Annotated in this window: 17 protein-coding genes; 8 read left to right on the top strand and 9 right to left on the bottom strand. The window is 64.4% G+C overall.

The genetic code is table 11. From position 1 onward, the window contains the following. Positions 1-2: 2 nt before the first annotated feature. Positions 3-935: an AEC family transporter gene (locus tag ACSZPK_RS12845; RefSeq protein ID WP_437881855.1), complete on the top strand. Its 933-nt coding sequence runs from the start codon at positions 3-5 to the stop codon at positions 933-935. A gap of 84 nt (positions 936-1,019) precedes the next feature. On the opposite strand, the gene ACSZPK_RS12840 is transcribed toward ACSZPK_RS12845, so the two are convergent. Together ACSZPK_RS12840 and ACSZPK_RS12835 are read right to left on the bottom strand one after the other, a co-directional pair. After that, positions 1,020-2,294 carry a cation:proton antiporter gene (locus ACSZPK_RS12840; protein WP_437881854.1) on the bottom strand — a complete coding sequence of 425 codons (1,275 nt, stop codon included), beginning with the start codon at positions 2,292-2,294 and terminating at the stop codon, positions 1,020-1,022. Positions 2,295-2,454: 160 nt separating this feature from the next. Continuing rightward, positions 2,455-3,348, bottom strand: a complete 894-nt coding sequence (locus ACSZPK_RS12835; RefSeq protein ID WP_437881853.1) for an Rpn family recombination-promoting nuclease/putative transposase — start codon at positions 3,346-3,348, stop codon at positions 2,455-2,457. A 384-nt stretch (positions 3,349-3,732) separates the two neighbouring features. Between ACSZPK_RS12835 and ACSZPK_RS12830 the strand changes: the two genes are divergently transcribed. The 4 genes from ACSZPK_RS12830 to ACSZPK_RS12815 are packed head-to-tail and all read left to right on the top strand — an operon-like array spanning position 3,733 to position 7,191. Next, entirely contained in the window at positions 3,733-4,446 is a 714-nt protein-coding gene (locus ACSZPK_RS12830; RefSeq protein ID WP_437881852.1) for an ABC transporter permease, read from the top strand. Positions 4,447-4,458: 12 nt separating this feature from the next. Next, entirely contained in the window at positions 4,459-5,370 is a 912-nt protein-coding gene (locus tag ACSZPK_RS12825) for a glycine betaine ABC transporter substrate-binding protein (protein ID WP_437881851.1), read from the top strand. Then, positions 5,367-6,026, top strand: a complete 660-nt coding sequence (locus ACSZPK_RS12820) for an ABC transporter permease (RefSeq protein ID WP_437881850.1) — start codon at positions 5,367-5,369, stop codon at positions 6,024-6,026. Before ACSZPK_RS12825 ends, ACSZPK_RS12820 begins: the two co-directional genes overlap by 4 nt. A gap of 10 nt (positions 6,027-6,036) precedes the next feature. Further along, entirely contained in the window at positions 6,037-7,191 is a 1,155-nt protein-coding gene (locus tag ACSZPK_RS12815; protein ID WP_437881849.1) for an ABC transporter ATP-binding protein, read from the top strand. A 50-nt stretch (positions 7,192-7,241) separates the two neighbouring features. Here ACSZPK_RS12815 and ACSZPK_RS12810 read toward each other — a convergent pair whose 3' ends face one another. From ACSZPK_RS12810 to amaB, 7 genes are all read right to left on the bottom strand, one after another. Continuing rightward, on the bottom strand, positions 7,242-8,630 hold the full coding sequence (locus ACSZPK_RS12810; RefSeq protein ID WP_437881848.1) for a heavy metal sensor histidine kinase: 1,389 nt from the start codon (positions 8,628-8,630) through the stop codon (positions 7,242-7,244). Further along, a complete protein-coding gene (locus ACSZPK_RS12805; RefSeq protein ID WP_437881847.1) occupies positions 8,617-9,297 on the bottom strand; it encodes a heavy metal response regulator transcription factor in 681 nt (226 codons plus the stop codon). Before ACSZPK_RS12805 ends, ACSZPK_RS12810 begins: the two co-directional genes overlap by 14 nt. Positions 9,298-9,300: 3 nt before the next feature. Further along, entirely contained in the window at positions 9,301-12,402 is a 3,102-nt protein-coding gene (locus tag ACSZPK_RS12800) for a multidrug efflux RND transporter permease subunit (protein WP_437881846.1), read from the bottom strand. After that, positions 12,399-13,577: an efflux RND transporter periplasmic adaptor subunit gene (locus ACSZPK_RS12795; RefSeq protein WP_437881845.1), complete on the bottom strand. Its 1,179-nt coding sequence runs from the start codon at positions 13,575-13,577 to the stop codon at positions 12,399-12,401. Before ACSZPK_RS12795 ends, ACSZPK_RS12800 begins: the two co-directional genes overlap by 4 nt. 412 nt (positions 13,578-13,989) lie before the next feature. Next, positions 13,990-18,087 (bottom strand): EAL domain-containing protein, encoded by a 4,098-nt coding sequence (locus ACSZPK_RS12790; protein ID WP_437882011.1) that lies wholly within the window; start codon positions 18,085-18,087, stop codon positions 13,990-13,992. 292 nt (positions 18,088-18,379) lie between these two features. Next, positions 18,380-19,783 (bottom strand): amino acid permease, encoded by a 1,404-nt coding sequence (locus tag ACSZPK_RS12785; protein ID WP_437881844.1) that lies wholly within the window; start codon positions 19,781-19,783, stop codon positions 18,380-18,382. Positions 19,784-20,098: 315 nt separating this feature from the next. Then, entirely contained in the window at positions 20,099-21,589 is a 1,491-nt protein-coding gene (gene amaB / locus ACSZPK_RS12780) for an L-piperidine-6-carboxylate dehydrogenase (protein WP_437881843.1), read from the bottom strand. Positions 21,590-21,734: 145 nt separating this feature from the next. Between amaB and gcvA the strand changes: the two genes are divergently transcribed. The 3 genes from gcvA (at position 21,735) to hglS (ending at position 25,468) form a co-directional block, all read left to right on the top strand. Then, the gene (gene gcvA / locus ACSZPK_RS12775; RefSeq protein WP_437881842.1) at positions 21,735-22,634 is read left to right on the top strand and encodes a transcriptional regulator GcvA; all 900 of its coding nucleotides are present in this window, start codon (positions 21,735-21,737) and stop codon (positions 22,632-22,634) included. A gap of 131 nt (positions 22,635-22,765) precedes the next feature. Then, the gene (locus ACSZPK_RS12770) at positions 22,766-24,016 is read left to right on the top strand and encodes a 2-aminoadipate transaminase (protein ID WP_437881841.1); all 1,251 of its coding nucleotides are present in this window, start codon (positions 22,766-22,768) and stop codon (positions 24,014-24,016) included. A gap of 63 nt (positions 24,017-24,079) precedes the next feature. After that, on the top strand, positions 24,080-25,468 hold the full coding sequence (hglS, locus tag ACSZPK_RS12765; RefSeq protein WP_437881840.1) for a 2-oxoadipate dioxygenase/decarboxylase HglS: 1,389 nt from the start codon (positions 24,080-24,082) through the stop codon (positions 25,466-25,468). Positions 25,469-25,670: the final 202 nt, after the last annotated feature.

Genomic DNA, 25,670 nt, shown 5'->3' with positions numbered 1-25,670 from the left:
CGATGTTGCAGATCCTTGGTATTACTGCGCCGATCTTCATTCTGATAGGCCTGGGCTACCTGTTCACCCGCAACGGCGTGGTGAGCCGTGACCAGGTATCCGGCATGGGCCGTTTCGTCATCAGCCTGGCGATGCCGGCACTGGTGATCAATGCCCTGTCGCAGAAGCCGTTGTACGAGGCGTTCGACCGCAACTACCTGCTGGCCTATGGCATCGCCTCCCTGGCGATGCTGGTGGTCGGCATGCTGATCGCCAGGTTCCTGCGCAAGGACAGTGTCAGCGGCAGTGCCTTGAGCGGGCTGGGCATGTCGGTGTCGAACAGTGCCTTCATCGGCTACCCGATCGTGTCCATGGTGGTCGGCGAGCCCGCCGCGCTGGCGCTGACCCTGGGCATGATGGTCGAGAACATGCTGATGTTCCCGCTGGTGCTGATCATCGCCGAGTTCGGTGGCGAGCGTAGCGGCACGGTCTGGCAAAGCATCCTGGCCTCGCTCAAGCGCCTGGCGAGCAACCCGATCATCATCGCCATCTTCGTCGGCATGACCCTGTCGTTGCTGGAACTGCGCCTGCCGGCGATCCCCAGGAAAGTCATCGAAATGCTGGCCATGGCCTCGGCGCCGGTGGCGCTGTTCGTCATCGGCGGCAACCTGTTCGGGCTGAAGGTCGGCGGCATGGTCGGCGACGTACTGCTGGTCAGCCTGGGCAAGCTGGTCCTGCACCCGCTGGCGGTCATGGCGTGCTTCTGGCTGCTGCCGGTGAACGACCCCGCGCTACGTGTGGCCGGCATCCTCTTCGCTTGCTGCCCGATGATGAGCATCTACCCCATCATCGGCCAGCGCTTCGGCCTGCAGGGGCGCTGCGCGGCCGCATTGGTCGGCGCGACGCTGCTGTCGTTCGTGACCATCAGCGCGTTCATCGGGATTGTGCATTTCTAGCCGGCTGTTGGCACCACCTGCGTTGCGTTCGTCCGCGAGGCCAATTGGGGAGGCGGCACCGTGCCGGTCGGTGCCACCTTCGTCTCAATGGCTGTCGAGCGCTTGCGCCTTCGCTTCGCCCTTGTAGATCAAGGCGACCAGCGGGCCGATGGTCAGGCCCTGGATCAGGATCGAGGCGAGCACCACGATATAGGTCAGGCTCAGCAGCAGGTCGCGCTGCTCACCCAGGGGCAGCGACAGCGCCAGGGCCACCGAAACGCCGCCGCGCAGGCCGCCCCAGGCGAGGATGCGGATGGTGCCGCGCGGCACCGGGCGGCGGTCCTTGGCGTAGCGGCGCAGGACGATGATGGCCGGTGCCACGGTCAGCAGGCGCGACACCAGCACCGCGCCACCCAGGGCGAAGGCCGCCACCACGTGCAGCCAGGAGAACGGCAACAGCAGCAGTTCCAGGCCGATCAGGGCGAACAGCAGGGCGTTGAGGATTTCGTCGATCAATTCCCAGAACTTGTCGACATAGCGCCGGGTTTCATCGGACATCGCATAGTTGCGCCCATGGTTGCCGATGATCAGGCCGGCGACGACCATGGCGATCGGCGCCGACACGTGCAGGCGTGCGGCCAGTGCCGCGCCGCCGATCACCAGGGCCAGGGTCAGCATCACTTCCACCTGGTACTGGTCGATGCCACGCATCATCACGAAGATGCCGTAGCCCAGCGCCGCGCCGAACAGCACGCCGCCCACGGCTTCATGGACGAACAGCCAAGCGGTGGCGGCGAAGGTCGGCGCCTCGCCGAGTTGCAGGATGCCCAGCAGGATGGTGAACACCACCACGGCGGTGCCGTCGTTGAACAGCGACTCGCCGACGATGGTCGTCGCCAGTGGCTTGGGCGCGCCGGCGGACTTGAGGATGCCGAGCACGGCGATGGGGTCGGTCGGCGAGATCAGTGCGCCGAACAGCAGGCAGTAGATGAAGTCCACGTGCCAGCCGAACAGGCCGAAAGTGTAGTAGGCCAGGGCGCCGATCACGCTGGTGGCGATCAGCACGCCAAACGTCGCGAGCAGGCCAATGGGCCATTTGTAGTTGCGCAGGTCGCTGAGGTCGACGTGCAAGGCACCGGCGAACAGCAGGGCGGGCAGGAACCAGGTCATCAGCACTTCGGAGAAGTCGATGCGGCTGATGAACTGCTGCATTTCCAGTTCGAGGATCGGGTAGCCGATCAGCGACAGCCCCTGGGCGATCAGTGAGAACACCAGTGCCGTGGCCATCACGCCGATGGTCGGCGGCAGCTTCACGAAGCGGTAGTTGACGTAGGTGAGCAGGGTGGTGAGGGCGATGAAGGCGGCGACCAGGTCGAGCACGAAAACTCCTTTTAATGGATGCGAGGGCGGAACGGATCTCGAAAGAACGGGCTGACATGATAACGGCCAGAGCCCGTGCCGTAACAGAATGTTTGCCGATGATCGCCGGAGTTGTGCGCCTGGTCGCAGCCAGCGTCAGGCGCGATGCCGAGCATCCGTCTCAATCGGCAAATAGGGTGTCCAGGGTTGGCGCATCCAGCAGACGATCCGCCCATTCTGCCAATTGTCTTTGGGAGGCCTGCTCCAGTCGGGCTTGAACGGCCTCTGGCAGGGAGCCGAAACGCCGCGTCAACTGGCGCTGCACCGTCTCGGCCAATTGCTGCTGGCGACCTTGCTGCAATCCTTCCGCCAGCCCCTCCCGTCGTGCTGAGGCGAGAAAACTCACCTCATCACTCAATGCCCGCTCGCGCACGAATGCCTGGTAACGGGCATCATCGTTGTCGGACAGCGCTTCCAACTGGCGATGGGCTTCGCGAATCGGTTCGTGGCTGATGCGGCTCATGAGGTCGTCCTCCTGCCAGTGCTTGAAGTAGGTGATCCAGTCGTCCAGCCGCTGCGCCTGGCCACGCAGGCGGTCGGCCTTGGGCAGTTCGATCAGGTGCAGTTGCAGGCCTTGCTCCAGCAACACCTCGGGATGCCGCCGGTCGCGCAGTTCGAAGCACCAGTGCGCGCGATTGTGCGCGTACAACTCGAAGTCGAGCAAATGGATACCGATCACAGGTTTGAGATCAGCATAGTCTTCACCACTTTTTAGCTGGGAGGTCAGCGTGCGGGCTAGGTAGTAGGTCGCGCGCAGCGGCCAGTCCAGATAACGGCGAACCTGCATTTCGATGTTGTACAAGCGACCGTCTACATCCCTGGCCAGCAGATCGAGGACGATGTACTTGCCTTGCAGTTCGGCCGGGTCGATGCGCGGGTTGAGCACCTCGAGGCTGGCGATGGGCGGCTGGTCGCTGCGGATCGCGTTGATCAGGTCGGCGAGCAGATCGGGGGATTCGGCGAACAGGCGCTTGAAGACGAAATCGTTCTTCGGGTCGAGCAGGGGCAGAGGCATGTCGGCGTCCTTGTACGAGGCAGTCGTCATCCGTGACGACCAGGCATTTTTAGCATTCTCCAGCGCGAGCTGTTGTGACGGACCTCTGGTTGGTGACGACGCTGAATTCGCCGCCAAGTCCTACCGTTCATCAGATCTAGTTGAATTCATTGATATTTTTCAATCGCCCCCAGCCCCTATGTAGCGGGGGATTGCGGTGGATCGGGCGTGGCGATGATGGCCGCTTGCCCTTTTTCATTGAACCGAAGCGGTGATAGGGTGGTCCGTCCCCTAGCGTCGCCAAATCAGAACCCATTGATTTTCGGCGATTTCTATTCATTCGATGCAGCGTTGTCCGAGCCCCTTTCGGACAGTGGTCGCCCGCATCCGAAGGGAGACATCGAAATGTCCAAGACCCTGGGCAAGGTTGCCGCTGGCGCTGTCGTCAGCATCGCGGTATTGGCCTTGTTGATCCACTGGATCACCCCTGCCGTCATCGTGCAGCAACGCGAAGACCTTCTGTTCTACCTGCAAGCTCACCTGGTGCTGGTCTTTGCCTCGATGCTCGCTGCGCTGGTTGTCGGCCTTCCTGCCGGCATCGCACTCAGCCGGCCCGGCCGCGAGCACAGCGCCGAGCGTTTCATGCAGATTTTCAACATTGGCAACACTGTCCCACCGCTGGCGGTGCTGGCCATCGCCCTGTCCATCGTCGGCATCGGCAACGGCCCGGCGATCCTGGCGCTGTTCCTCGCCTCGCTGCTGCCCATCGTGCGTAACACCTACGAAGGCCTGCGCGCCGTACCCGCTTCGCTGAAAGAAGCGGCCAACGGCATCGGCATGACGCCGCGCCAGATGCTGTGGAAGGTCGAACTGCCCAATGCCGTGCCGATCATCGTCGGTGGAGTACGTGTGGCCCTGGCGCTGAACGTCGGTACCGCGCCGCTGGCCTTCCTGATCGGCGCCAACAGTCTGGGCAGCCTGATCTTCCCCGGCATCGCCCTGAACAATCAGTCGCAGTTGCTGCTGGGTGCCGCCTGCACCGCGTTGCTGGCACTGCTGCTCGACGCCCTGGTGAGTTTTTCCAGCAGACGTTGGCTCGAGCGCGGCCTGGCCCACTGAGCAGAGGAATCCATGAAAAAGACAATCGCCTTACTGATGGGCGCGGCCCTGCTGTTTACGGGAATTGCCCAGGCAGCGGAAAAACCGCTGGTGCGCATCGGCGCGCGGGTGTTCACCGAACAGACCGTGCTCGCCGAAATCACCGCCCAATACCTGCGTAGCAACGGCTTCGATGTACGGGTGACCACCGGCCTTGGCAGCAACATCGCGCGCCAGGCCCAGGAAACCGGCCAGCTCGACCTGTTGTGGGAATACACCGGCGTGTCGCTGGTGTCCTACAACCACATCGATGAACGCATTCCCGACCCGGCGGCCACGTACGCCCGGGTCAAGGCGCTGGATGCCAAGAAGGACCTGGTCTGGCTGACGCCGTCCAGGTTCAGCAACACCTATGCGCTGGGCCTGCCCAAGGACGTCGCCGACGCGTACCCGCAGATCAATTCGATCAGCGACCTCAACCGTGTGTTGCGTGAAGAAAAGGATCGTAACCATCTGGTCGCCCTGGATACCGAGTTCGCCAACCGTCCCGATGGGCTGGTGGGCTTGCGCGAGATGTACGACCTGCCGCTGGATCGTCGCAACATCCGCCAGATGGATGCCGGCCTAGTGTACACCGCCATGCGCAACAACCAGGTGTTCGCCGGGCTGGTCTACACCACCGACGGCCGCCTCAACGCGTTCCATCTGAAGCTGCTGGAAGACGACAAACGCTATTTCCCGGACTACACCGCTGCCCCAGTGGTGCGCAAAGCCGTGCTCGACGCCAATCCAGAACTGGCCAGCCTGCTCAAGCCGCTGGCCGAACGGCTGGATGACGAGACCATGCGCCAGCTCAACGCCCAGGTCGATGTCGAGCATCGGAGCCCGACCGCCGTGGCCAGGGCGTTCCTGCGCGACCATCCACTTAGCGAGGCCCAGCCATGAACCTGCTCGATACCTTCGCCCAGCTCGATTGGGTCGAGGTGCTGCACCTGACCTTGCAGCACATCACCCTGGTCGGCATCGCCGTCAGCCTGGCCATCCTCGTCGGTGTGCCGCTGGGCATCCTGATGACGCGCTTTCCCGCACTGGCCGGGCCGCTGCAGGCCAGTGCCACGGTGCTGTTGACGATCCCCTCCATCGCCCTGTTCGGCCTGCTGCTGCCGTTCTACTCGAAGTTCGGCCAGGGCCTCGGCCCGCTGCCGGCGGTGACGGCGGTGTTCCTCTATTCGCTGCTGCCGATCCTGCGCAACACCTACCTGGCGCTCAGCGGCGTCGAGCCGGGCATCCGTGAGGCGGGCACCGGCATCGGCATGAGCTTCTGGCAGCGCCTGCGCATGGTCGATCTGCCCATCGCCCTGCCGGTGATCCTGGCTGGCGTGCGCACCGCCGTGGTGATGAACATCGGCGTGATGACCATCGCCGCCACCATCGGCGCCGGCGGCCTCGGCGTGCTGATTCTGACCGCCATCAGCCGCAGCGACATGACCACCCTGTTCGTTGGCGCCGTACTGGTCAGCTTGCTGGCGATCATCGCCGACCTGTTTTTGCAGTGGTTGCAGAAAACGCTCACTCCCCGTGGCCTGAAAGCCGCCCACTGAGGACCTGAACATGATCGTACTCGACAAACTCACCAAGAAATTCCAGCAGAAAGGCAAGGACGTCATCGCCGTCAACGCAGTCAGCCTGACCATCGACGAAGGCCAGATCTGCGTGTTCCTCGGCCCCTCCGGCTGTGGCAAGAGCACCACCCTGAAGATGATCAACCGCCTGATCGAGCCGACCTCCGGGCGGGTGCTGATCAACGGCGAGGACACCACCGGCATCGACGAAGTGACCCTGCGTCGCAACATCGGCTACGTGATCCAGCAGATCGGCCTGTTCCCCAACATGACCATCGAGGAAAACATCATGGTCGTGCCCAAGCTGCTCGGCTGGGACAAGCAGCGTTGCCACGAGCGGGCCAGGGAGCTGATGAGCATGGTCCAGCTCGAACCCCGGCAATACCTGTCGCGCTACCCGCGCGAGCTGTCCGGTGGCCAGCAGCAGCGCATCGGTGTGATCCGCGCCCTGGCCGCCGATGCGCCGGTGCTGCTGATGGACGAACCGTTCGGTGCGGTCGACCCGGTCAACCGCGATGCGATCCAGAACGAGTTCTTCCAGATGCAGCGCGCGCTGAACAAGACCGTGATCATGGTCAGCCACGACATCGACGAGGCGATCAAGCTGGGCGACAAGATCGCCATCTTCAAGGACGGCAAACTACTGCAGTTCGATCACCCGGATACGCTGCTGGCCCATCCGGTCGATGATTTCGTCAGCGGTTTCGTCGGCCAGGACAGTACGCTCAAGCGCCTGCTGCTGATCCGTGCCGAGGACGCCGCCGACGACGCGCCATCGATCTTGCCGCAGACTTCGATTGGCGAGGCCCAGGAGTTGATGGAGGAGAACGACCGCCGCTACCTGGTGGTCACCGATGCCGACAAGAAGGGCCTGGGCTACATCCGTCGCCGCGACCTGCGTGGGCAGAACGGCCCGGTGCAGCCGTTCCTGCGGCCGTTCAACACCACCGCCGCCCACGACGAACACCTGCGTATCCTGTTGTCGCGCATGTATGAGTTCAACAGCTCGTGGCTGCCGGTGCTGAGTGCGGAGAACGACTTCCTTGGCGAGGTTACCCAGGAGTCCATCGCCGACTACCTCAGTTCCGGCCGCTCGCGCGGCAAGAGCAGCATCGTGTCGCCGGCGGAGCAGGTGGCTCAGTAAGTCACTGATCGTTCCCACGCGGACACCTCGACGTGGGAACGATCAGAACCTCAAGCGCTCTTGTCTACTTTCAACACCAGGCCAAACCGATTCAGCCCATCGCGGCTCTCGGCGAACACGCTGCCGCCATGCATCTGCGCAATCGCCTTGACGATGGCCAGGCCGAGGCCGTGGTTGCCGGCCGAGCTGCTGTTGCGTGACGGGTCTACCCGGTAGAAACGCTCGAACAGGCTGGCCAGGTGTTCCTCGGCGATGCGCTCGCCGGGGTTGCATACGGCGAGGATCACTTCGCCATCCCGCCGCTCGATGTTGACTTCGATCACGCCGCCTGCCGGCGTATGTTGCACGGCGTTGTGCAGCAGGTTGATCAGTGCCCGGCGCCACAGCGCGGTCTCGATCCGCACTTCGGCATCGCCCTGTACCTGCACGCTGACCTGGGCCTCTTCGAGGATCAAGTCGAGGTAGTCGAGGGTGGTGGCGACCTCCGGGGCCAGGGCCGTGCTGACCAGGCGGGTGGCCTTGCTGCCCTGGTCGGCACTGGCGAGAAAGAGCATGTCATTGATGATCGAGCGCAGCCGTTCCAGTTCTTCCAGGTTCGATTGCAGCACTTCGAAGTAATGCTCGGCGGAACGCCCGCGGGTCAGCGCGACCTGGGTCTGGCCGATCAGGTTGGTCAGCGGCGAGCGCAGTTCGTGGGCGACGTCGGCGTTGAACGATTCCAGGCGCGAGTAGGCGGTTTCCACACGGGCCAGGGCATCGTTGAAGGCGCTGACGAACTGCTGCAGTTCGGCCGGTTGCGCGGCGCCGGAGAGGCGGGCCGACAGGCGTGGCGGCGCCAGGCTCTGGGCCTCGGCGGACAAGGCGCGCAGCGGCTTCAGGCCGATACGCGCGACCCAGTAGCCGAGCACCGAGGCGAGCACCACGCCCAGCGCGCCGAGGGCGCCCAGGGCCACCAGCAACGCGTGGCGCGCCTGCTTGAAGGTCGAGGTATCGATGGCGATCAGGAAACGCATCGGTGGGCGCTGGTCCAAGGCTGGGAATTCGCTGATCAGCACCTTCTGCGGGCAGTGTCCCGGTAGCTGTAAATCGATGATGCCGCTCTGACCGTCGATGCCTGCGCGCAGGTTGTCGTCGATCTGACCGAGCTGGAAACGGGCATCGTCACTCAGCGCCCAGAATTGCAGGCGCCGATCCTCATTGGCGAGCAGGTGCAAGCGATTGCTGATGCGTGCCCAGTGCTCGGGGCTGCCATCGCGGCCGAGTGCGGGCTCCAGCACGCTGTAGCGCGCTTGCAGCTCGGCTTTCGGCAGGTCGGAGAGGTTGTTGTCAACCTGCACGTAGAGCGCCCAGCCGATCAGGGCGAACACCGCCAGGGCGACCAGGGCGAACAGCACCCCGAGGCGCAGGGACATCGACGCGGTGAGTTCAGCTCGCGTCATGCCGGCTTTCCAGCACGTAGCCCATGCCGCGGATGGTGTGCAGCAGCTTGCTTTCGAAGGGGTTGTCGAGCTTGGCGCGCAGGCGTTTGATCGCCACTTCGACGACGTTGGCGTCGCTGTCGAAATTGATATCCCAGACCAGCTCGGCGATCACCGTCTTGGACAGGATCTGGCCCTGGCGTCGGGCCAATACGCTGAGCAACGAGAATTCCTTGGCGGTCAGGTCCAGGCGCTGGCCGGCGCGAGTCGCCTTGCGCGCGAGCAGGTCGATCTTCAGGTCGGCGATGGCCAGTTGCAGCGGTTCCTGGGTGGCGCCACGGCGGGTCAGGGCTTGCAGGCGGGCGACCAGTTCGAGAAAGGAGAACGGCTTGCCCAGGTAGTCGTCGGCGCCTTCACGCAGGCCATGCACACGGTCTTCCACGCGCTCGCGGGCGGTGAGCATGATCACCGGCGTCTGCTTGCGCGCGCGCAGGGCGCGCAGCACGCCGAAGCCATCGAGGCCCGGCAGCATGACGTCGAGCACGATCACTTCGTAGTCGTGTTCCAGGGCGCGGTGCAGGCCTTCGATACCGTCGCTGGCGACGTCGACGCTGTAGCCCTGTTCGCCGAGGCCGCGTTGCAGGTAGTCGGCGGTCTTGTCTTCGTCTTCGATGATCAGTACGCGCATGATTCACTCACTGGCGTGCGCCGATGCGGCAGCCAGGCGTCCGGGGTTGTTCAGGTGGCGTTCGAGCCACAAGTATACGATCGGTGTGGTGAACAGGGTCAGCGCCTGGCTGATCAGCAGGCCGCCGACCACCGCCACGCCCAGCGGCTGGCGCAGCTCGGCGCCGGCACCGTAGCCGAGCATCAGCGGCACGGCGCCGAGCAGGGCGGCGAGGCTGGTCATGATGATCGGCCGGAAGCGGGTGATGCAGGCCTGGTAGATCGCTTGCTCCGGCGCCAGGCCGAGGCGGCGCTGGGCGTCGAGGGCGAAGTCGATCATCAGGATGCCGTTCTTCTTGACGATGCCGATCAGCAACACCAGGCCGATCAGGGCCATGATCGAGAAATCGAAGCGCAAGGCCCAGAGCAAGGCGATGGCACCGAGGCCGGCCGAGGGCAGGGTGGAAATGATGGTCAGCGGATGCACGAAGCTCTCGTAGAGCACGCCGAGGATGATGTACACCGCCACCAGCGCGGCGAGGATCAGCCACGGCTGGCTGGCCAGCGAATCCTGGAAGGCGCGTGCCGAGCCCTGGAAGTTGCCGGTGACGTCGGCGGGAATGCCGATGGCATTGCGCGCCGCTTCGACGATTTTCACGGCATCGCCGAGGGGCACGCCGGGGGCCAGGTTGAACGACAGGTTGGCGGCCGGGAACATGCCGTCGTGGGCGATCGACTGTGGCCCGACCGTCGGCGCATCGACCTTGGCCATGGCCGACAGCGGCACCATTTCCTGGGTCAGCGGCGAGCGCAGGTAGAAGTAGTCGAGGCTCTCGGCCTGGCCACGCTGGCGGCTGTCGAGTTCGAGGATCACCTTGTACTGGTTGGTGTCGGTCTGGAATTCGTTGATCTGGCGCTGGCCGAAGGCATCGTAGAGGGCCTGGTCGACATCGCTGGCCGTCAAGCCGAAACGCGCCGCAGCGCTGCGGTCGACGCTGATGTGGGTGATGCTGCCGCCCAGTTGCAGGTCGTTGGACAGGTCGCGCAGGGCGGGATTCTTGCGCAGTTCGTCGGTGAGTTTCTGCGTCCATTCGGCGAGGGCATCGCCGTTGTTGCTCTTGAGCACGTACTGGAACTGCGCGCGGCTCGGGCTGGAGTTGAGGTTGATGTCCTGGTTGGCGCGCAGGTAGAGGTTGATCCCTGGGACTTCGGCCAGTTGCGGGCGCAGGCGGTCGATGAACTCGCTGGCCGAGACGTCGCGCTCGCCGCGATCCTTGAGGGCGATCCAGAAACGCCCGGTAGCGATGCTCTGGTTCATGCCGCTGACGCCGAGCGAATGAGAAAAGGCCATGACCGCCGGATCGGCGCCAACGATACGGGCCAGCGCCTCGTGCTTCTTGACCATGTCGGCGAACGACACGTCGGCGGCCGCCTCGCTGGTGCCCTGGACGAAGCCGGTGTCCTGCATCGGAAAGAAGCCCTTGGGAATGCCGACGTAACCCGCCGCCACCAGCACCAGGGTGAAGAGAAACACGCCCATGACCGTGCGCTGGTGATTCAGGGCATGGCGCAGGCCCCGCTCATAGGCGCCGAGCAGGCGTTCGCCGAAGCCTTGGCGTTTTTGCTCGTCGTGCTTGGGCGCCGCCATGAACAGCGAAGCGAGGGTCGGCGCCAGGGTCAGCGACACGACCACCGAAATCAGGATGGTGCCAGTGGCGGTGAGGGCGAACTCCTTGAACAGGCGGCCGACCACGCCGCCCATGAACAGCAGCGGAATGAACGCGGCGACCAGCGAGAAGCTGATCGACACCACGGTGAAGCCGATCTCGCCGGCACCCTTGATCGCCGCGTCGCGCCGGTTTTCGCCCAACTCCAGGTGGCGATGGATGTTCTCCACCACGACGATGGCGTCGTCGACCACGAAGCCCACCGAGATGACGATGGCCACCAGGGTCAGGTTGTTCAGGCTGAAACCCATCAGGTACATGCCGGCGAAACTGGTGATCAGCGCCACCGCCAGCACGGCGGTGACGATCAGGGTCGCCGACCACTGGCGCAGGAACAGCGCCATCACGCCGATCACCAGCACCACGGCGATCAACAGGGTCAGTTCGACCTCGTGCAGCGAGGCGCGGATGGTGCGGGTACGGTCGTTGAGCACCGAGACCTGCACCGAAGCCGGCAGCATCGCCTGCAAGCCGGGCAGGGCGGCCTTGATGTTGTCGACCGTCTCGACGATGTTGACCCCCGGCTGGCGGAAGATCACCAGGTTGACGCCGGGCTTGCCGCCGTTCCAGGCGCTCACGTAATTGTCCTCGGGACCGCTGACCACCGTGGCCACGTCTTGCAGGTGCACCGGCGCGCCGTCGCGGTAGCTGACGATCAGGTGCGAATAGTCTTCGGCCTCGAACAACTGGTCGTTGGTCGCCAGGGTCGACACCGAGTGTTCGCCGTACAGCGCGCCCTTGGCCAGGTTGAGGCTGCTGTTCTGCAAGGTGCTGCGCAGGTCGGCCAGGGTCAGGCCGAGGGCGGCGAGCTTCTGCGGCTCGGCCTGCACACGAATGGCCGGACGTTGCTGACCCATGATGTTGACCTGGCCGACGCCGTTGATCTGGCTGATCTGCCGGGCCAGCAACGTCTCTGCGTAGTCGCTCAGTTCGGTGGTGGGCATCAGGTCGGAGTTGACGCTGAGCAGCAGCACCGGGCTGTCCGCCGGGTTGACCTTGCGCCAGGTCGGCAGGTTGGGCAGGTCCTGCGGCAGTTTGCCGGCCGCAGTATTGATCGCCGCCTGGACTTCCTGGGCGGCGGTGTCGATGTTCTTCTCCAGGTTGAACTGCAGCACCAGGATGGACGAGCCCAGGGCGCTGGTGGAGGTCATCTGGGCCATGCCGGGAATGGCGCTGAACTGCACCTCCAGCGGCGTGGCCACCGACGAGGCCATGGTCTGCGGGCTGGCGCCGGGCAGGGTGGCGCTGACCTGGATGGTCGGGAACTCCGCCTCCGGCAACGGTGCCACCGGCAGGCGCGGAAAGGCGATGACACCGAGCAGCACCAGGGCGAAGGTCAGCAGCAGGCAGGCGATGGGGTGTTCCACACACCAGCGCGAGACCGCGCCACGGGCGTTCATCGAGCGGCTTCCCGCGCTTCGGCCGGGGCCTGGGCGAGCGCGGGCGCATCGGCGAGGACCCTGATGGCGACACCATCCTTGAGCCGCGACTGGCCGTCGCTGATCACCCGGTCGCCAGCCGCCACGCCCTCGATCACGGCGATCTGGCTGTCCTGGTACAGCACCTTGACCGGTACGACCTGTACATGAGGGGCGGCCGCGTCACCGTTCACTCGGAACACGAAGTGCGACTCCAGGCCACGCTGGACCACGCCGGCCGGCACCACCAAGGCATCCTTGCGCAGCTCGGTCTGGATTTTCACGTTGACCAGTTGGCCGGGCCAGAGCTGTTCGTCGTCGTTGGCGAACTCGGCCTTGGCGCGCAGGGTTCCCGTGCTGCTGCTGACCTGGTTGTCGATCAGGCTCAAGCGGCCTTCGGCCAGCGGCGGCTTTTGCGCCGCCGGGTTGTCGACCCAGGCCTCGACCTTCGCCGCTGGCTCGGCATGGGCCAGGGTCTGCAAGGTGGGCAGCAGTTTCTGCGGCAGGGAGAACACCACGGCGATGGGTTTCATCTGGGTGACGCTGAACAAGCCCTGGGTGTCGGAGCTGCGCAGCAGCGTGCCCTCGTCGACATTGCGAATCCCCACCCGGCCGCTGACCGGCGACTCGATGCGGGTGTAGGACAATTGCACCTGCGCGGCGGCCACGGCGGCCTTGTTGCCTTCCAGGGTCGCCTTGAGCTGGTCGACCTGGGCCTGCTGGGCGTCCAGTTCCTGGTGCGAGATGCCGTTGTCTGCGATCAGCAATTTGTAGCGATCGAGGTTGATCCGCGCCACGCCCAGTTGCGCCTGGGTCTGCGCCAGTTGGGCCTTGGTCTGGTCGAGCGCGGCGCGAATGGCGCGGTCGTCGAGCGTCGCGAGCAGTTGGCCGCGTTCGACGTGCTGCCCCTCGCGCACGGCGATGCGGGTCAATACGCCTTCGACCTGGGCGCGGACCGTGACGCTATGCAGTGACTGCACCGTGCCGATGCCGCTGGTGGCGATGGGCACGTCCTGGCGAGCCACCGCGATCACGCTGACCGGAATGGCCGGGTGGCTGTTGGCAACGGGCTTGCTGCCGCCCTTGGACACGACGAAACCGGCAGCGAGTGCCAGGGCGGCCAGCGGGATGGCGATCAGCAGGTGTTTCTTGCGCATGGCGGGCCGGACGATGAGTGATCAGGCTGCCGTTATAACCCGGCCAACGGGTCATGCCCATGACGCCAGACTGACAGGAATGTCAGGAAGGCTCGGTATGTTTCAGTTTGGGGGCGGCTACGAGGCACGATCTGCCATTCGCTTTTGTAGGGTGGACAACGCTCTTTTTGTCCACCATTGGCCATGCAGAGCGGTGGACAAGCTTCGCGTTGTCCACCCTACGAGCTACGAGCGGACGTTTCGGTTCACCGTCATTCCCGCGCAGGCGGGAACCCAAATAAAAAAGCGCTTCTGGGTTCCCGCCTGCGCGGGAATGACGGCTAAACACACCGCGTAATAATGGTCATCACACGAACGTCCGTCCCTGCCTCAAAGCTGCCGCCCCACCCGAAAAACTGCCTATCGTCCAGCCTCAGGCCTTGGCCAGCCCCTTGTCTTCCAGCAGCGCCTCGAGCTGGCCGGCCGGCATGGGCGCGCCGAACAGGTAGCCCTGGACTTCGTCGCAGCCGTGTTCGCGCAGGAAATCGAACTGGTCATGACGCTCGACGCCCTCGGCGATCACCGCCAGGTTGAGGCTGTGGGCCATGGCGATGATCGCGCGGGCGATCTGCGCGTCCTGCTCGCCGCCGGGCAGGCCATCGACGAAGCTGCGGTCGATCTTCAAGACGTCGATGGGGAACTGCTTGAGGTAGTTGAGCGAGGAGTAACCGGTGCCGAAGTCATCCACTGCCACCGACAGGCCAAGCTGCTTCAAACCCACCAGCGTCTGCATGGTCTCGCCGACGTCGCGCATCAGGATGCTCTCGGTCAACTCCAGCTCCAGGCGGCGGGGCTGGACGCCGTATTCGCGCAGGATGCTGGAAATACGCTTGCCCAGTTGGCCGTCGACGAACTGGCGGGCGGATATGTTGACCGAGACCTTCGGCACGTCGATACGCATGTCCTGCCAATCACGCATCTGCCGGCAGGCCTCGGCGATCACCCAGTCGCCGACCTTGACCACCAGGCCCAGTTCCTCCAGGACCGGAATGAACTCGCCTGGCGCCACCAGACCGCGACGCGGATGCTGCCAGCGCAGCAACGCCTCGACCCCGGCCAGGCGCGTGCCGTCGCTGTTGAGCTGCGGCTGGTAGTAGAGCAGGAACTGGTCCTGCTCCAGGGCGTGGCGCAGGTCGCTTTCCAGCTCCAGGCGCTGCAGGGCGGTGGCGTTCATGTCCGCCTGGTAGAACTGGAAGTTGTTCTTGCCGCGCTCCTTGGCGTGGTACATCGCCGTATCGGCGTTTTTCATCAACTGGCTGGCCTCGTTGCCATCCTGCGGGCTGAGGGCGATGCCGATGCTGGCGGTGACGAAGAATTCACGGCCTTGCAGGACGAAGGGCTGGGACAGGCGCGTGAGAATCTGCTCGGCGACGCGAATGGCTTTGCCCAGTGCCGCTTCGCGGCTTTCCCGGGGGCTGAGCAGCAGGGTGAATTCGTCGCCGCCCATGCGCGCCACGGTGTCTTCGTCGTCGACACAGGCGGCCAGGCGCACGGCTACGTCCTTGAGCATGCGGTCGCCGGCGGCGTGGCCGAGGGAGTCGTTGATCGGCTTGAAGCGGTCGAGGTCGAGGAACATCAGCACCACCCACTCGTCGTGCCGTTCGGCACGTTGCAGGGCCGTGTGCAAGCGGTCCTGGAACAGGGTGCGGTTGGGCAACTGGGTCAGGGCATCGTAATAGGCCAGGCGGTGGATGCGCTGCTCGCTGGCCTTGCGCTCGCTGATGTCGTTGAAGAAGCACACATAACTGACCAGGTCGCCATCGCTGTCATGCTCGGCGGTGATACCGACCCAGGCTGGATAGTTTTCGCCGTTCTTGCGCCGCAGCCACAGTTCGCCTTCCCACAGGCCGTGCTTGTTCAACTGGTTGAGGATGAAGCCGGTCTGTCCGCTCGGCTTGGGCTCGGCGGTGAGCTCGCTGGGCTGGCGGTCGAGGACTTCACTGGCGCTGTAGCCGGTGATGCGCTCGAAGGTCTTGTTGCTCTGCACGATGTAGCCGGCCGGGTCGGTGACCAGGATCGCCGCGGTGGAGTGTTCGAACACCGTCGCGGCCATGCGCAGTTCGCGTTCGGCGCGGCGCTGCTGGCTGATGTCGCGGCCAATGCCGAGCAAACCTTCGAAATGCCCCAGTTCATCCCAGATCAGGGTGACGCGGATTTCCACGGTGATCTTGCGCCCGTCGATGCGCAGGCAGTCGACGATGAAGGGCTTGCTCGACAGGCTGCTCTGCAACGCGGCGAGCTGTTGCGCGTTGCCCAGCGCCTTGCGGATTTCCACCAGCAGGAGATACAGGTCGGCCAGTTGCTGTGGATTGGTCACGGTGTTGAGCAGGCCGTTGTTCATGATCCACTCGGCGTTGTAGCCGATGAAGGCCTCTGCCGATGGGCTGACGTAATTGAGCTTGAGTTCACTGTCGGAAGAGATGATCAAGTCACTGATGCTCTCGGCCAGCAGGCGATAGCGGCGTTCGCTGTCGCTCATGCTGGCCTGGGTGAGAATCTCCGTGGTGATGTCCTTGGCCACGCCGATCAGGTGGGTGACGCGGCCCTGCTCGTCGCGGGCGAAGGCGTGTTCACGCACGTCGAACCAGTGCCAGTCGCCGTTGCGGTGACGCAGGCGCACCTGGCTGTTGATGGCCTGCTGATCATTGATGGCCTTATGCACGTTGCGGATGCGCAGGTACTGTTCGATGTCGTCCGGGTGCATCAGCTTTTCCCACAAGCGCTCGCCGATCTCGCGCAACTCCTCGCGGCTGTAGCCGAGGCCCTGGCCCAGGCGGTTGTTGCTGAACAGCAGGGTGTCGTTGGTCAGGTCGTGGACGTACAGGGTATCGGGCACGGCGCGCAGCACATCGGACCAGAAGCGCTCGCGCTCGGCCAGCGAGAGTTCGATGCGTTTACGGCTGGTGGCATCCTGCAGGCTCAGGGTGACGGCCTGCAGGGCGTCGGCGTAGCCGGGCAGTTGCATGCTCAGCCACAGATAGCGTTCGCCGTCCTTGGCAGTCCTGATACGGGTTTCCAACTGCACGTTCGGCTTGCCGTCGAGCAGGGCGCTGGCCAGCTCGTGCGCCAGTTCGCCGGGTGTCAGGCTGGCATCGCCGATCAGGCGCTGCCAGAGTTGCTCGAGGGTCTGGCTGTCGAACAGGTCCAGGGCCAACTGGTTGGCTTCGGTCAGGAGGATGCTGCGCAGCAGGTCGATGGCATGGTGCGGGCTGCCTTCGAGCCAGCCTGGCAACTGTTCGCCATCGTTCAGGCCGCGTTGCCGGAGAAAGTCACTCAGCTCGCTGAGGTCGAACACGCAGAGCGCCACGCCGCCGCCTTCGAAAATGTCCTGGTAACGCCTGCGGGTGTCCTGTAGCACGCGCAGGGCATGTTGTTCCTCGGTGACGTCACGCAACACCCAGACCCGGCCGTCCAGCTTGCTGGAACTGTCCGGGTCATGGCTGTTGACGGTGTACAGGCGTTTGCGGCCGTGCTGGAGGATCTCGATGGGCTCGAACCGCGCGTAGCCGGGATCGCGCACCCAGGGGCCGAGGGCAGGCAGCAGGCTGAGGATGTGCAATGTGCCGATATCGGTACTGGCCAGGCCGAACATCTGCTCGGCACGTGGATTGACATAGCTGAGCTGGCCGTCGGCCTGAGTGACCAGCACCCGCTCGTCAATCACGCCGAGCGCGCCGATGGCATTCTCCAGCGAGCGTCGCGAACTGGCGTGAGCGGCCTTCAACTGGCGATGGTCGCGCAGCAGGATGAACAGGATCGTCAGGGCCACGACCGCACACAGGATGAACAGGAGCATCTTGCCCGCCTGTTCGGGCTGCATGCCTTGGCGTGCCGCCTGAGCGTCATACAAGGCGTGCAGGCGCCAGTCGCTGCCATGCAGCGGTTGGCTCAGGGTTTCTTCGTCCGGCGCGAATGAGTCCGCCATGCCGGGGCGTTGTTCCGGTTGACGCAGGAATACCTGGCCGCTGTGTTTGTCTTCCAGTAGCCAGGGCAGGTGGGGAGCGCTGGCTGGCAGCCAACTGCGCAATGTATGCACGGGAAAGCGCAGGACCCAGCCACCTTCGCCGTCACTGCGGCGCAACAACAGATAGACCAGGCCGTTGTCCCGTTCGTCATAGTCATAGCGGTAGTGATAGGGCGCTTCGCGTTCGTTGGTCAGCTGTGCCAGCAACTGGGTATCGCTTCCCGGCGCGCTGTCCGCGACAACCTGGCCGTTCCGGTCGAACCAGGCCAGGCTGTGCAGGGCCGGATAGATGCCGCGCAACTGCCCGAGCAACAGGTTTTGTCGTTGCCTGTCCGGCGCTTGCGCGGCGTGGGTGCGCAGGAAGACCTCGCCGGCATCGGCTTTCATGCGCAGGATCAGGTCCAGTTGCGCGGCCAACTGATTGCCATGGGCGACCGCGTTGACGCGCTGGTCGTTTGCCAGTTGCAGTGCATCGAGGCGCAGTTGCCAGAGCAACAGGCCAAGCATCAGCGCGACCAGCAGGCCAAGCACAGCCTTGAGCGGGCCATTGGAGGCCCGTGCGAATGGGTCGCCTGGCAGTTGTGCGGGGCGAGATTGGCGAGGTATGGACACGCGACGTTTCCTGATACTGCTGCCGGCCCTGGAAACTGTAGGCCAGGCAATCACAACCGCCTAGCATGCCCGGATGCGAGTCAAAGTGCCATTACTGTCTGTCGTGTAGCGAGTGAAACGCGGGACGACTGGAGGCTGGACGACAGGTGCTGCGGGGCTCTCGTCAGCCTTCAGTTTCCCGGGCTGTTTATCGCGCGGGTTGGTTCCCGTCCGTCGCGGCGTACAGATGGCCGCTCGCTTTGTTGCGCCACAGCCCGACCAGCAGCATGGCCCCGGCCACGCCGGCGGTGAGCAGGGTTTCGTAGCGGTAGCTGTCGCTCAGCAGCATATAGCCCAGCACCGCGCTGATCATGCCGATCACCAGCCAGGTCAGCCAGGGGAACAACCACATCTTCAGCTCGAAGACATGCCCCTCGCGTTCGAGGATGCCGCGCATGCGCAGTTGCGACACGGCGATCACCAGGTACACCAGCAGGGCGATGGCGCCGGTGGTCGAGAGCAGGAAGCCGAACACCTTGCCGGGCGCCGCGTAGTTGATGAAGCAGCCGACGAAGCCGGCCAGGGTCGACAGCAGCACGGCGACGGTCGGTACGCCATTGCCTGAGACGCGCCGGGTCGATGGATGGGCTTCGCCACGGCTGCCCAGCGAATAGAGCATGCGCGACGCGGTGTACAGGCCCGAGTTCATGCAACTGGTCACCGCCACCAGCACCACGATATCGACCATCAGCTTGGCACCCGGCACGTTGAGGATTTCCAGGGTGCGCTGGAACGAGCCGACTTCGGTCAGGCGCGGGTCGTTCCAGGCCACCAGCGAGACGATGAAGAAGATCGACAAGAGATAGAAGAGCGCGATGCGCAACACCACCAGGTTGGTGGCCTGGCGAATCTTGGCTTTCGGGTTGGCGGTCTCGTCGGCGGCGATGGTGACGATCTCCGCGCCGAAGAACGAGAAGATGGTCACCAGTACACCGCCGAGCACGGCACCGAAGCCGTTGGGCATGAAGCCGCCGTTGCTCGCCAGGTGGCCGACGCCGGACACCTCGGCCAGCGGCCAATAACCACTGACGCCGAGCACGCACACGGCGATGAAGGCGAGGATGGCGATGACCTTGACCAGGGCGAACCAGTATTCGAAGGCGCCGAAGTTCTTCACGCTGATCAGGTTGGTGCACGACAGCACGAGCATGATCAGGAAGGCGAACAGCCAGGACGGCACGGCGGGAATCCAGGTGTGCAGGATGTCGGCGCCGGCAATCGCTTCCACCGGAATGATCAGCACCCAGAACCACCAGTACAACCAGCCGATGGTGAAGCCGGCCCAGGGGCCGATGGCGCGTCCGGCGTAGGTGGAGAACGAACCGCTGTTGGGTTCGGCGATGGCCATTTCGCCGAGCATGCGCATCACCAGCAACACCAGCAGGCCGGTGAGCGCATAGGAGATGAGAATGGCCGGGCCGGCCTTGGCGATGGCGTTGGACGAGCCGATGAACAGGCCGGCGCCGATGATGCCGGCGATGGAGATCATCGAGACCTGACGGGAGGTCAGGCCGTGTTTGAGCGAGCGCAGTCGCTTCTCGGATTCGGTCATGGAAGTACCCTCGAATCGGTACGGCAAATGGCCTGTGAACGATTCTTATCGTTCAGGCATCAACGGTCGGCACACCTGCCGACAAGCGTTTCCCGGTGTGTGCCTGGGCTAGCGCGCCAGGTCGGGCGTGGGCGTTCGAGGGGGTGGTTGGGCGTTGGAGTCGGTGCGAGCCATCTTGCTTTCCTTTGATTGTTTTCGAGTGGCAGCGGGAGAGTGGTGCGGGGTGAATCTTGTTGTTGTAAGCGCCGGGCAAGGTTGCCGGCAGGTTGTACCAGGGACACCTTGCGCACGCTGGTGCGCAAGGTGTGCTGCCGGTCAGTCGAAGACGATGCCCTGGGCCAGCGGCAGTTCGCGTGAATAGTTGATGGTGTTGGTCTGCCGGCGCATGTAGCCCTTCCAGGCATCGGAGCCGGATTCACGGCCACCGCCGGTTTCCTTCTCGCCACCGAAGGCACCGCCGATTTCCGCGCCGCTGGTGCCGATGTTGACGTTGGCAATGCCACAGTCGCTGCCGGCCGCGCCCTGGAAGGCTTCTGCCTCGCGCAGGTCGGTGGTGAAGATGCACGACGACAGGCCTTGCGGCACGTCGTTGTTCAGGCGCAGGGCCTCGTCGAATTGGTCATAGGCGATCACATAAAGGATCGGCGCGAAGGTTTCGTGGCGCACCACCTCGGTCTGGCCGGGCATCTCGACGATGGCGGGCGACACGTAGTAGGCATTCGGATAGCGCTCCTGCAACTGGCGTTCGCCGCCGAACACCTGGCCGCCCTCGTCGCGGGCCTTGGCGATGGCGTCCTGCATGGCGGCGAATGCCGCCTTGTCCATCAGCGGGCCGACCAGGTTGTTCTCCCGTGGGTCGCCGATGCGCACCTTGGCGTAGGCCGACTTGAGACGGCTCACCACTTCGTCCTTCACCGAGCGATGCACGATCAGGCGGCGCAGGGTGGTGCAGCGCTGGCCGGCAGTGCCGACGGCGCTGAACAGGATGCCGCGCACGGCCAGGTCGAGATCGGCGCTGGGCGTGAGGATCATCGCGTTGTTGCCGCCCAGTTCAAGGATGCTGCGGCCGAAACGGGCAGCCACGCGCGGCCCGACCTCGCGACCCATGCGCGTGCTGCCAGTGGCGCTGACCAGCGCCACGCGCGGGTCGTCGACCAGCGCTTCGCCGGCTTCGCGGCCGCCGACCACCAGTTGGCTGAGACCGGCGGGTGCCTGGCCGAAATCTTTCAGGGCCTTGTCGAACAGCGCCTGGCAGGCCAGGGCGGTCAGCGGCGTTTTTTCCGACGGCTTCCACACCACGGCGTTGCCGCAGACCAGGGCCAGGGTGGTGTTCCAGGCCCAGACCGCGACCGGAAAGTTGAACGCGCTGATCACGCCGACCACGCCCAGCGGATGCCAGGTCTCGCGCATGTGGTGGCCAGGGCGCTCGGAGGCGATGGTCAGGCCGTAGAGCTGGCGCGACAGGCCGACGGCGAAGTCGCAGATGTCGATCATCTCTTGCACTTCGCCCAGGCCTTCCTGGGTGATCTTGCCGGCTTCGATGGAGACCAGTTGGCCCAGGGCGGCCTTGTGCTGGCGCAGCACTTCGCCGAACAGGCGTACCAGCTCGCCACGGCGCGGGGCCGGCACCGTGCGCCATTCGAGGAAGGCGGCATGGGCGGCGGCGATGCTTGCGCTGGTCGTTTCCTTGCCCTGCAAGGTCACTGTGGCGATCTGGCTGCCGTCGATCGGGGTATGGATGGGGAAGTCCCCGTGGGTCACTGCCTCGGGCGCTACACCCAGGCTTTTCAGCAGGTCGCTAACCATCTGCGTTCCTATTCGAGGTTTCGGTTGAAATCATTGATTCGGGTCAGTATTAATCTCGCCTGCTCACTCGAACAAACGACGATTTAGAAGCACATGATTCCTTCCGGGAATGAACTTGCGCTTCCTGCCCGATAGGTCAAGGTGAATGTCCAAGCGTCTGATGCCCTCGATGACCGCGCTGCAATGCTTCGAAGCCGCGGCCCGTCACCTCAGCTTCACCCGTGCCGCCGAAGAGCTGCATCTGACCCAGAGTGCGGTCAGCAAGCAGGTGGCGCAGTTGGAGGAAATGCTCTGCCACCACCTGTTCGAACGAATTCGCCGGCGCCTGCACCTGACACCGGCTGGCGCGCTGTACCTGGAAGAGGTGAACAAGATCCTCAACCAGGTCGATATCTCCAGCCGCTACATCCTCAGCTATGGCGGCGAGACCGAGGTGTTGCGCGTCGCCACCCAGCCGACCTTCGGCGCGCGCTGGCTGATTCCCAACCTGATGGGGTTCGGCCGCCAGCACCCGAATATCCACCTGGATATCAGCAGCGAACTGGAACCCTTCGACCTGCTGCGGGCCAAGGCCGACGTGGCGTTCTTCTATGGCCAGGGCACCTGGCCGGGGGCGACCTGCCTGGCGCTGTTCGGCGAAGAGGTGGTGCCGGTGTGTACGCCGGAGCTGCTGGTTGGACGCAGGGTTCGCAGCGCCGCCGCGCTGTCCGGTTTCGTCCTGCTGCAATGCACCTCGCGCCCGGAGGCCTGGCATGAGTGGTTCCAGGCCCAGGACCTGCAATCGCAGAACAGCTACCACGGCCCGCGCTTCGACACCTTCTACATGTGCATCCGTGCCGCTCGTGCAGGATGCGGTATCGCCCTGGTGCCGCGTTATCTGGTGGACGAGGAACTGGAGGACGGCAAGCTGGTGATCGCCTGGGATTTCCGCCTGCCCAGCTCCGGCGCACACTTCATCGCCTACCCGGAACATGCCGCCGAGGTGCCGAAGATCAAGGCCTTCGTGCAGTGGGTATTGCAGCGGGTTCCTGAAATTAAGGAATGATGGCGAGAGATTATTTCGTTTGTGAGCGGCGGCGCTTCCCTTATTAGATAGCGCGACATTTCCCTGTCTCGATAAGGCCGCTCCATGACTTTTTCCGCAGATGGCGCTGCGTTCTTCCGCGAGGATGACGCATGAGCCAGGCCAGCATCAGTCGCTCGATTTCCTTCGTCCATCCGCTGCAACTGTCCCATGGCCGCAATGCCGAGGTCTGGGATGTGAATGGCAGGCGCTACATCGACTTCGTGGGTGGCATCGGCGTGCTCAACCTCGGGCACTGCCATCCGCAGGTGGTGGCGGCGATCCAGGAGCAGGCCACGCGACTGACTCACTACGCATTCAACGCGATTCCCCACGGCCCTTATCTGCATTTCATGGAGAGCCTGACGGACTTCATTCCGGTGCCTTGGCCGGTCAGCGGCATGCTCACCAACAGCGGCGCGGAAGCGGCGGAGAACGCGCTGAAAATCGCCCGTGGCGCGACCCGGCGCACGGCGGTGGTGGCCTTCGACGGCGGTTTCCATGGCCGCACCCTGGCGACCCTCAATCTCAACGGCAAGGTCGCGCCCTACAAGCAGGGCGTCGGTGTGCTGCCGGGGCCGGTCTATCACCTGCCGTATCCGAGCCGAGATACCGGCGTCAGCGTCGAGCAGGGCTTGCAGGCGCTGGAGCGTTTGTTCGCGGTGGAAATCGATGTCGCCGAAGTGGCTTGCGTCATCGTCGAGCCGGTGCAGGGCGAGGGTGGTTTCCTGGCCCTGGAGCCTGCCTTCGCCCAGGCGCTGCGGCGCTTCTGCGACGAGCACGGGATCGTGCTGGTCATCGATGAAATCCAGTCCGGTTTCGGTCGCACCGGCCAGCGTTTTGCCTTCACCCGCCTGGGCATCGAGCCGGACCTGCTGTTGCTCGGCAAGAGCATCGCTGGCGGCTTGCCGCTGGGTGCGGTGGTCGGCCGCCGCGAACTGCTCGATGCCTTGCCCAAGGGCGCGTTGGGCGGCACGTATTCGGGCAATCCGCTGGCCTGCGCCGCCGGTCTCGCCAGCCTGGAGGCGATGAGCGACGCCAACCTGGCGACCTGGGGCGAGTTGCTGGAAAGCACCGTGAGCGCGCGTCATGCCGCCTGGCAGGCCAATGGCCTCACGCCGTTTCTCGGGCGCTTGACCGGCGTTGGTGCCATGCGTGGCATCGAATTGCGTACGCCAGATGGCAAGCCGGCCTCTGCGCAACTGGCGCAATTGCTGGAGCGTGCCCGTGATGCCGGCCTGTTGCTGATGCCCAGCGGCAAGGCGCGCAACATCGTGCGCCTGCTGCCGCCGCTGACCATCGAGCCCACGGTTCTCAACGAGGGCTTCGACATCCTCGAACGCTGCCTGGCCACGCTCGCATAAGCCCGTGATCTACCGCCAGCACTGTGGCGGATCAAACAAAACCGATGTGGAGATTTGAACGCAATGAACGCGCCCGCCTTCGTCAACCGCGACGAAATCCGTGCCCGCTTTTCCCGCGCGATGTCGGACATGTACAAGACCGAGGTGCCGCTGTACGGCACGCTCATGGAACTGGTCGCCGAGGTCAATCGGCAGGTCATGCGGCAGTCGCCCGAAGTGGCTGCCAGCCTGCTCCAGACCGGCGAACTCGAACGCCTGGACATGGAGCGCCACGGCGCCATCCGGGTCGGCAGCGCCGAGGAACTGGCGACCCTCGGCCGCCTGTTCGCGGTGATGGGCATGCAGCCGGTCGGCTACTACGACCTGACTCCGGCCGGCGTGCCGGTACACTCCACGGCATTTCGCGCGGTGCATGAAACATCGTTGCAGGTCAGCCCGTTTCGCGTGTTCACCTCGTTGCTGCGCCTGGAGCTGATCGACGACCCGCAACTGCGCGAGCGTGCCCGCGAGGTGTTGGCGGCGCGCAACATCTTCACCCCGGGCGTACTGGCGTTGATCGAACGCAGTGAGCGCGACGGTGGCTTGAGCCAGGCGGATGCCGATGTGTTCGTGCGCGAGGCCCTGGAAACCTTCCGTTGGCACAGCTCGGCGACCGTCAGCCTGGACACCTACAAGCAACTGCTTGGCCAGCATCGCCTGGTGGCCGATGTGGTGGCGTTCAGGGGGCCGCACATCAACCACCTGACCCCGCGAACCCTGGATATCGACAGTGTGCAAAGTGGCATGCCGCTCAAGGGCATCACGCCCAAGGCGGTGGTCGAAGGCCCGCCGCGCCGCAAGCATCCGATCCTGCTGCGCCAGACCAGCTTCAAGGCGCTGGACGAGCGCATCACCTTCGTCGGCCAGGCGGCCGGTGAGTATGGCAGCCACTCGGCGCGTTTCGGCGAGATCGAACAACGTGGCGTGGCGCTGACGCCGAAAGGGCGTGCGCTGTATGACCAGTTGTTGAACACGGCCCGCGCCGAACTGGGTGAGTTTCCCAACGAAGCAAACGCTCTGCGTTACCAGGACATTCTCGAACGGGTGTTCGTAGCGTTTCCTGACGAACTGGAAACATTACGTCGTGAAGAACTGGCGTTCTTCCGTTATTTCGTGGCTGACGAGCGCGCGGCCGCAGGTGTGAAAACTGATCTGCAAAGCCTGCTGGATCGCCGGCTGATCCGCTACGAGCCGCTGGTCTACGAAGATTTCCTGCCGGTCAGCGCGGCGGGGATCTTCCAGTCCAACCTGGGGGATGATGCTCAGAGTCACTATGCGGGCAGTTCGAATCAGCGCGAATTCGAGAGTGCTCTCGGCCGCTCGACTATCGATGAGCTGACTCTCTATGCCGAGACTCAGCGCCGTTCATTACAGGCGTGCAGCGAAGCGTTGGGTGTCGGTGGGCTCATATAAGTTACGTATCGCGGGCATGGCGCGCTCCTGATTAGGGGCGCTTCAGGCATTGCCAAGCCATTTAGCCGTCGCTCCCGCGCAGGCGGGAGTCCAGATGATTATTCCCCTTCGGGCCAGCGCAAGCGCTGTCCAGCGATGTAGCTGCTGCCCCGCCTGCGCGGGAATGACGACTGGAGAGGTATCGGGCGACAGGGCCAAGAAA

Source organism: Pseudomonas sp. LRF_L74 (assembly GCF_965644255.1).
Lineage (GTDB): Bacteria > Pseudomonadota > Gammaproteobacteria > Pseudomonadales > Pseudomonadaceae > Aquipseudomonas.
The sequence above is the reverse complement of the archived record's forward strand: the minus strand, read 5'-3'. Positions and strand labels throughout refer to the sequence as shown.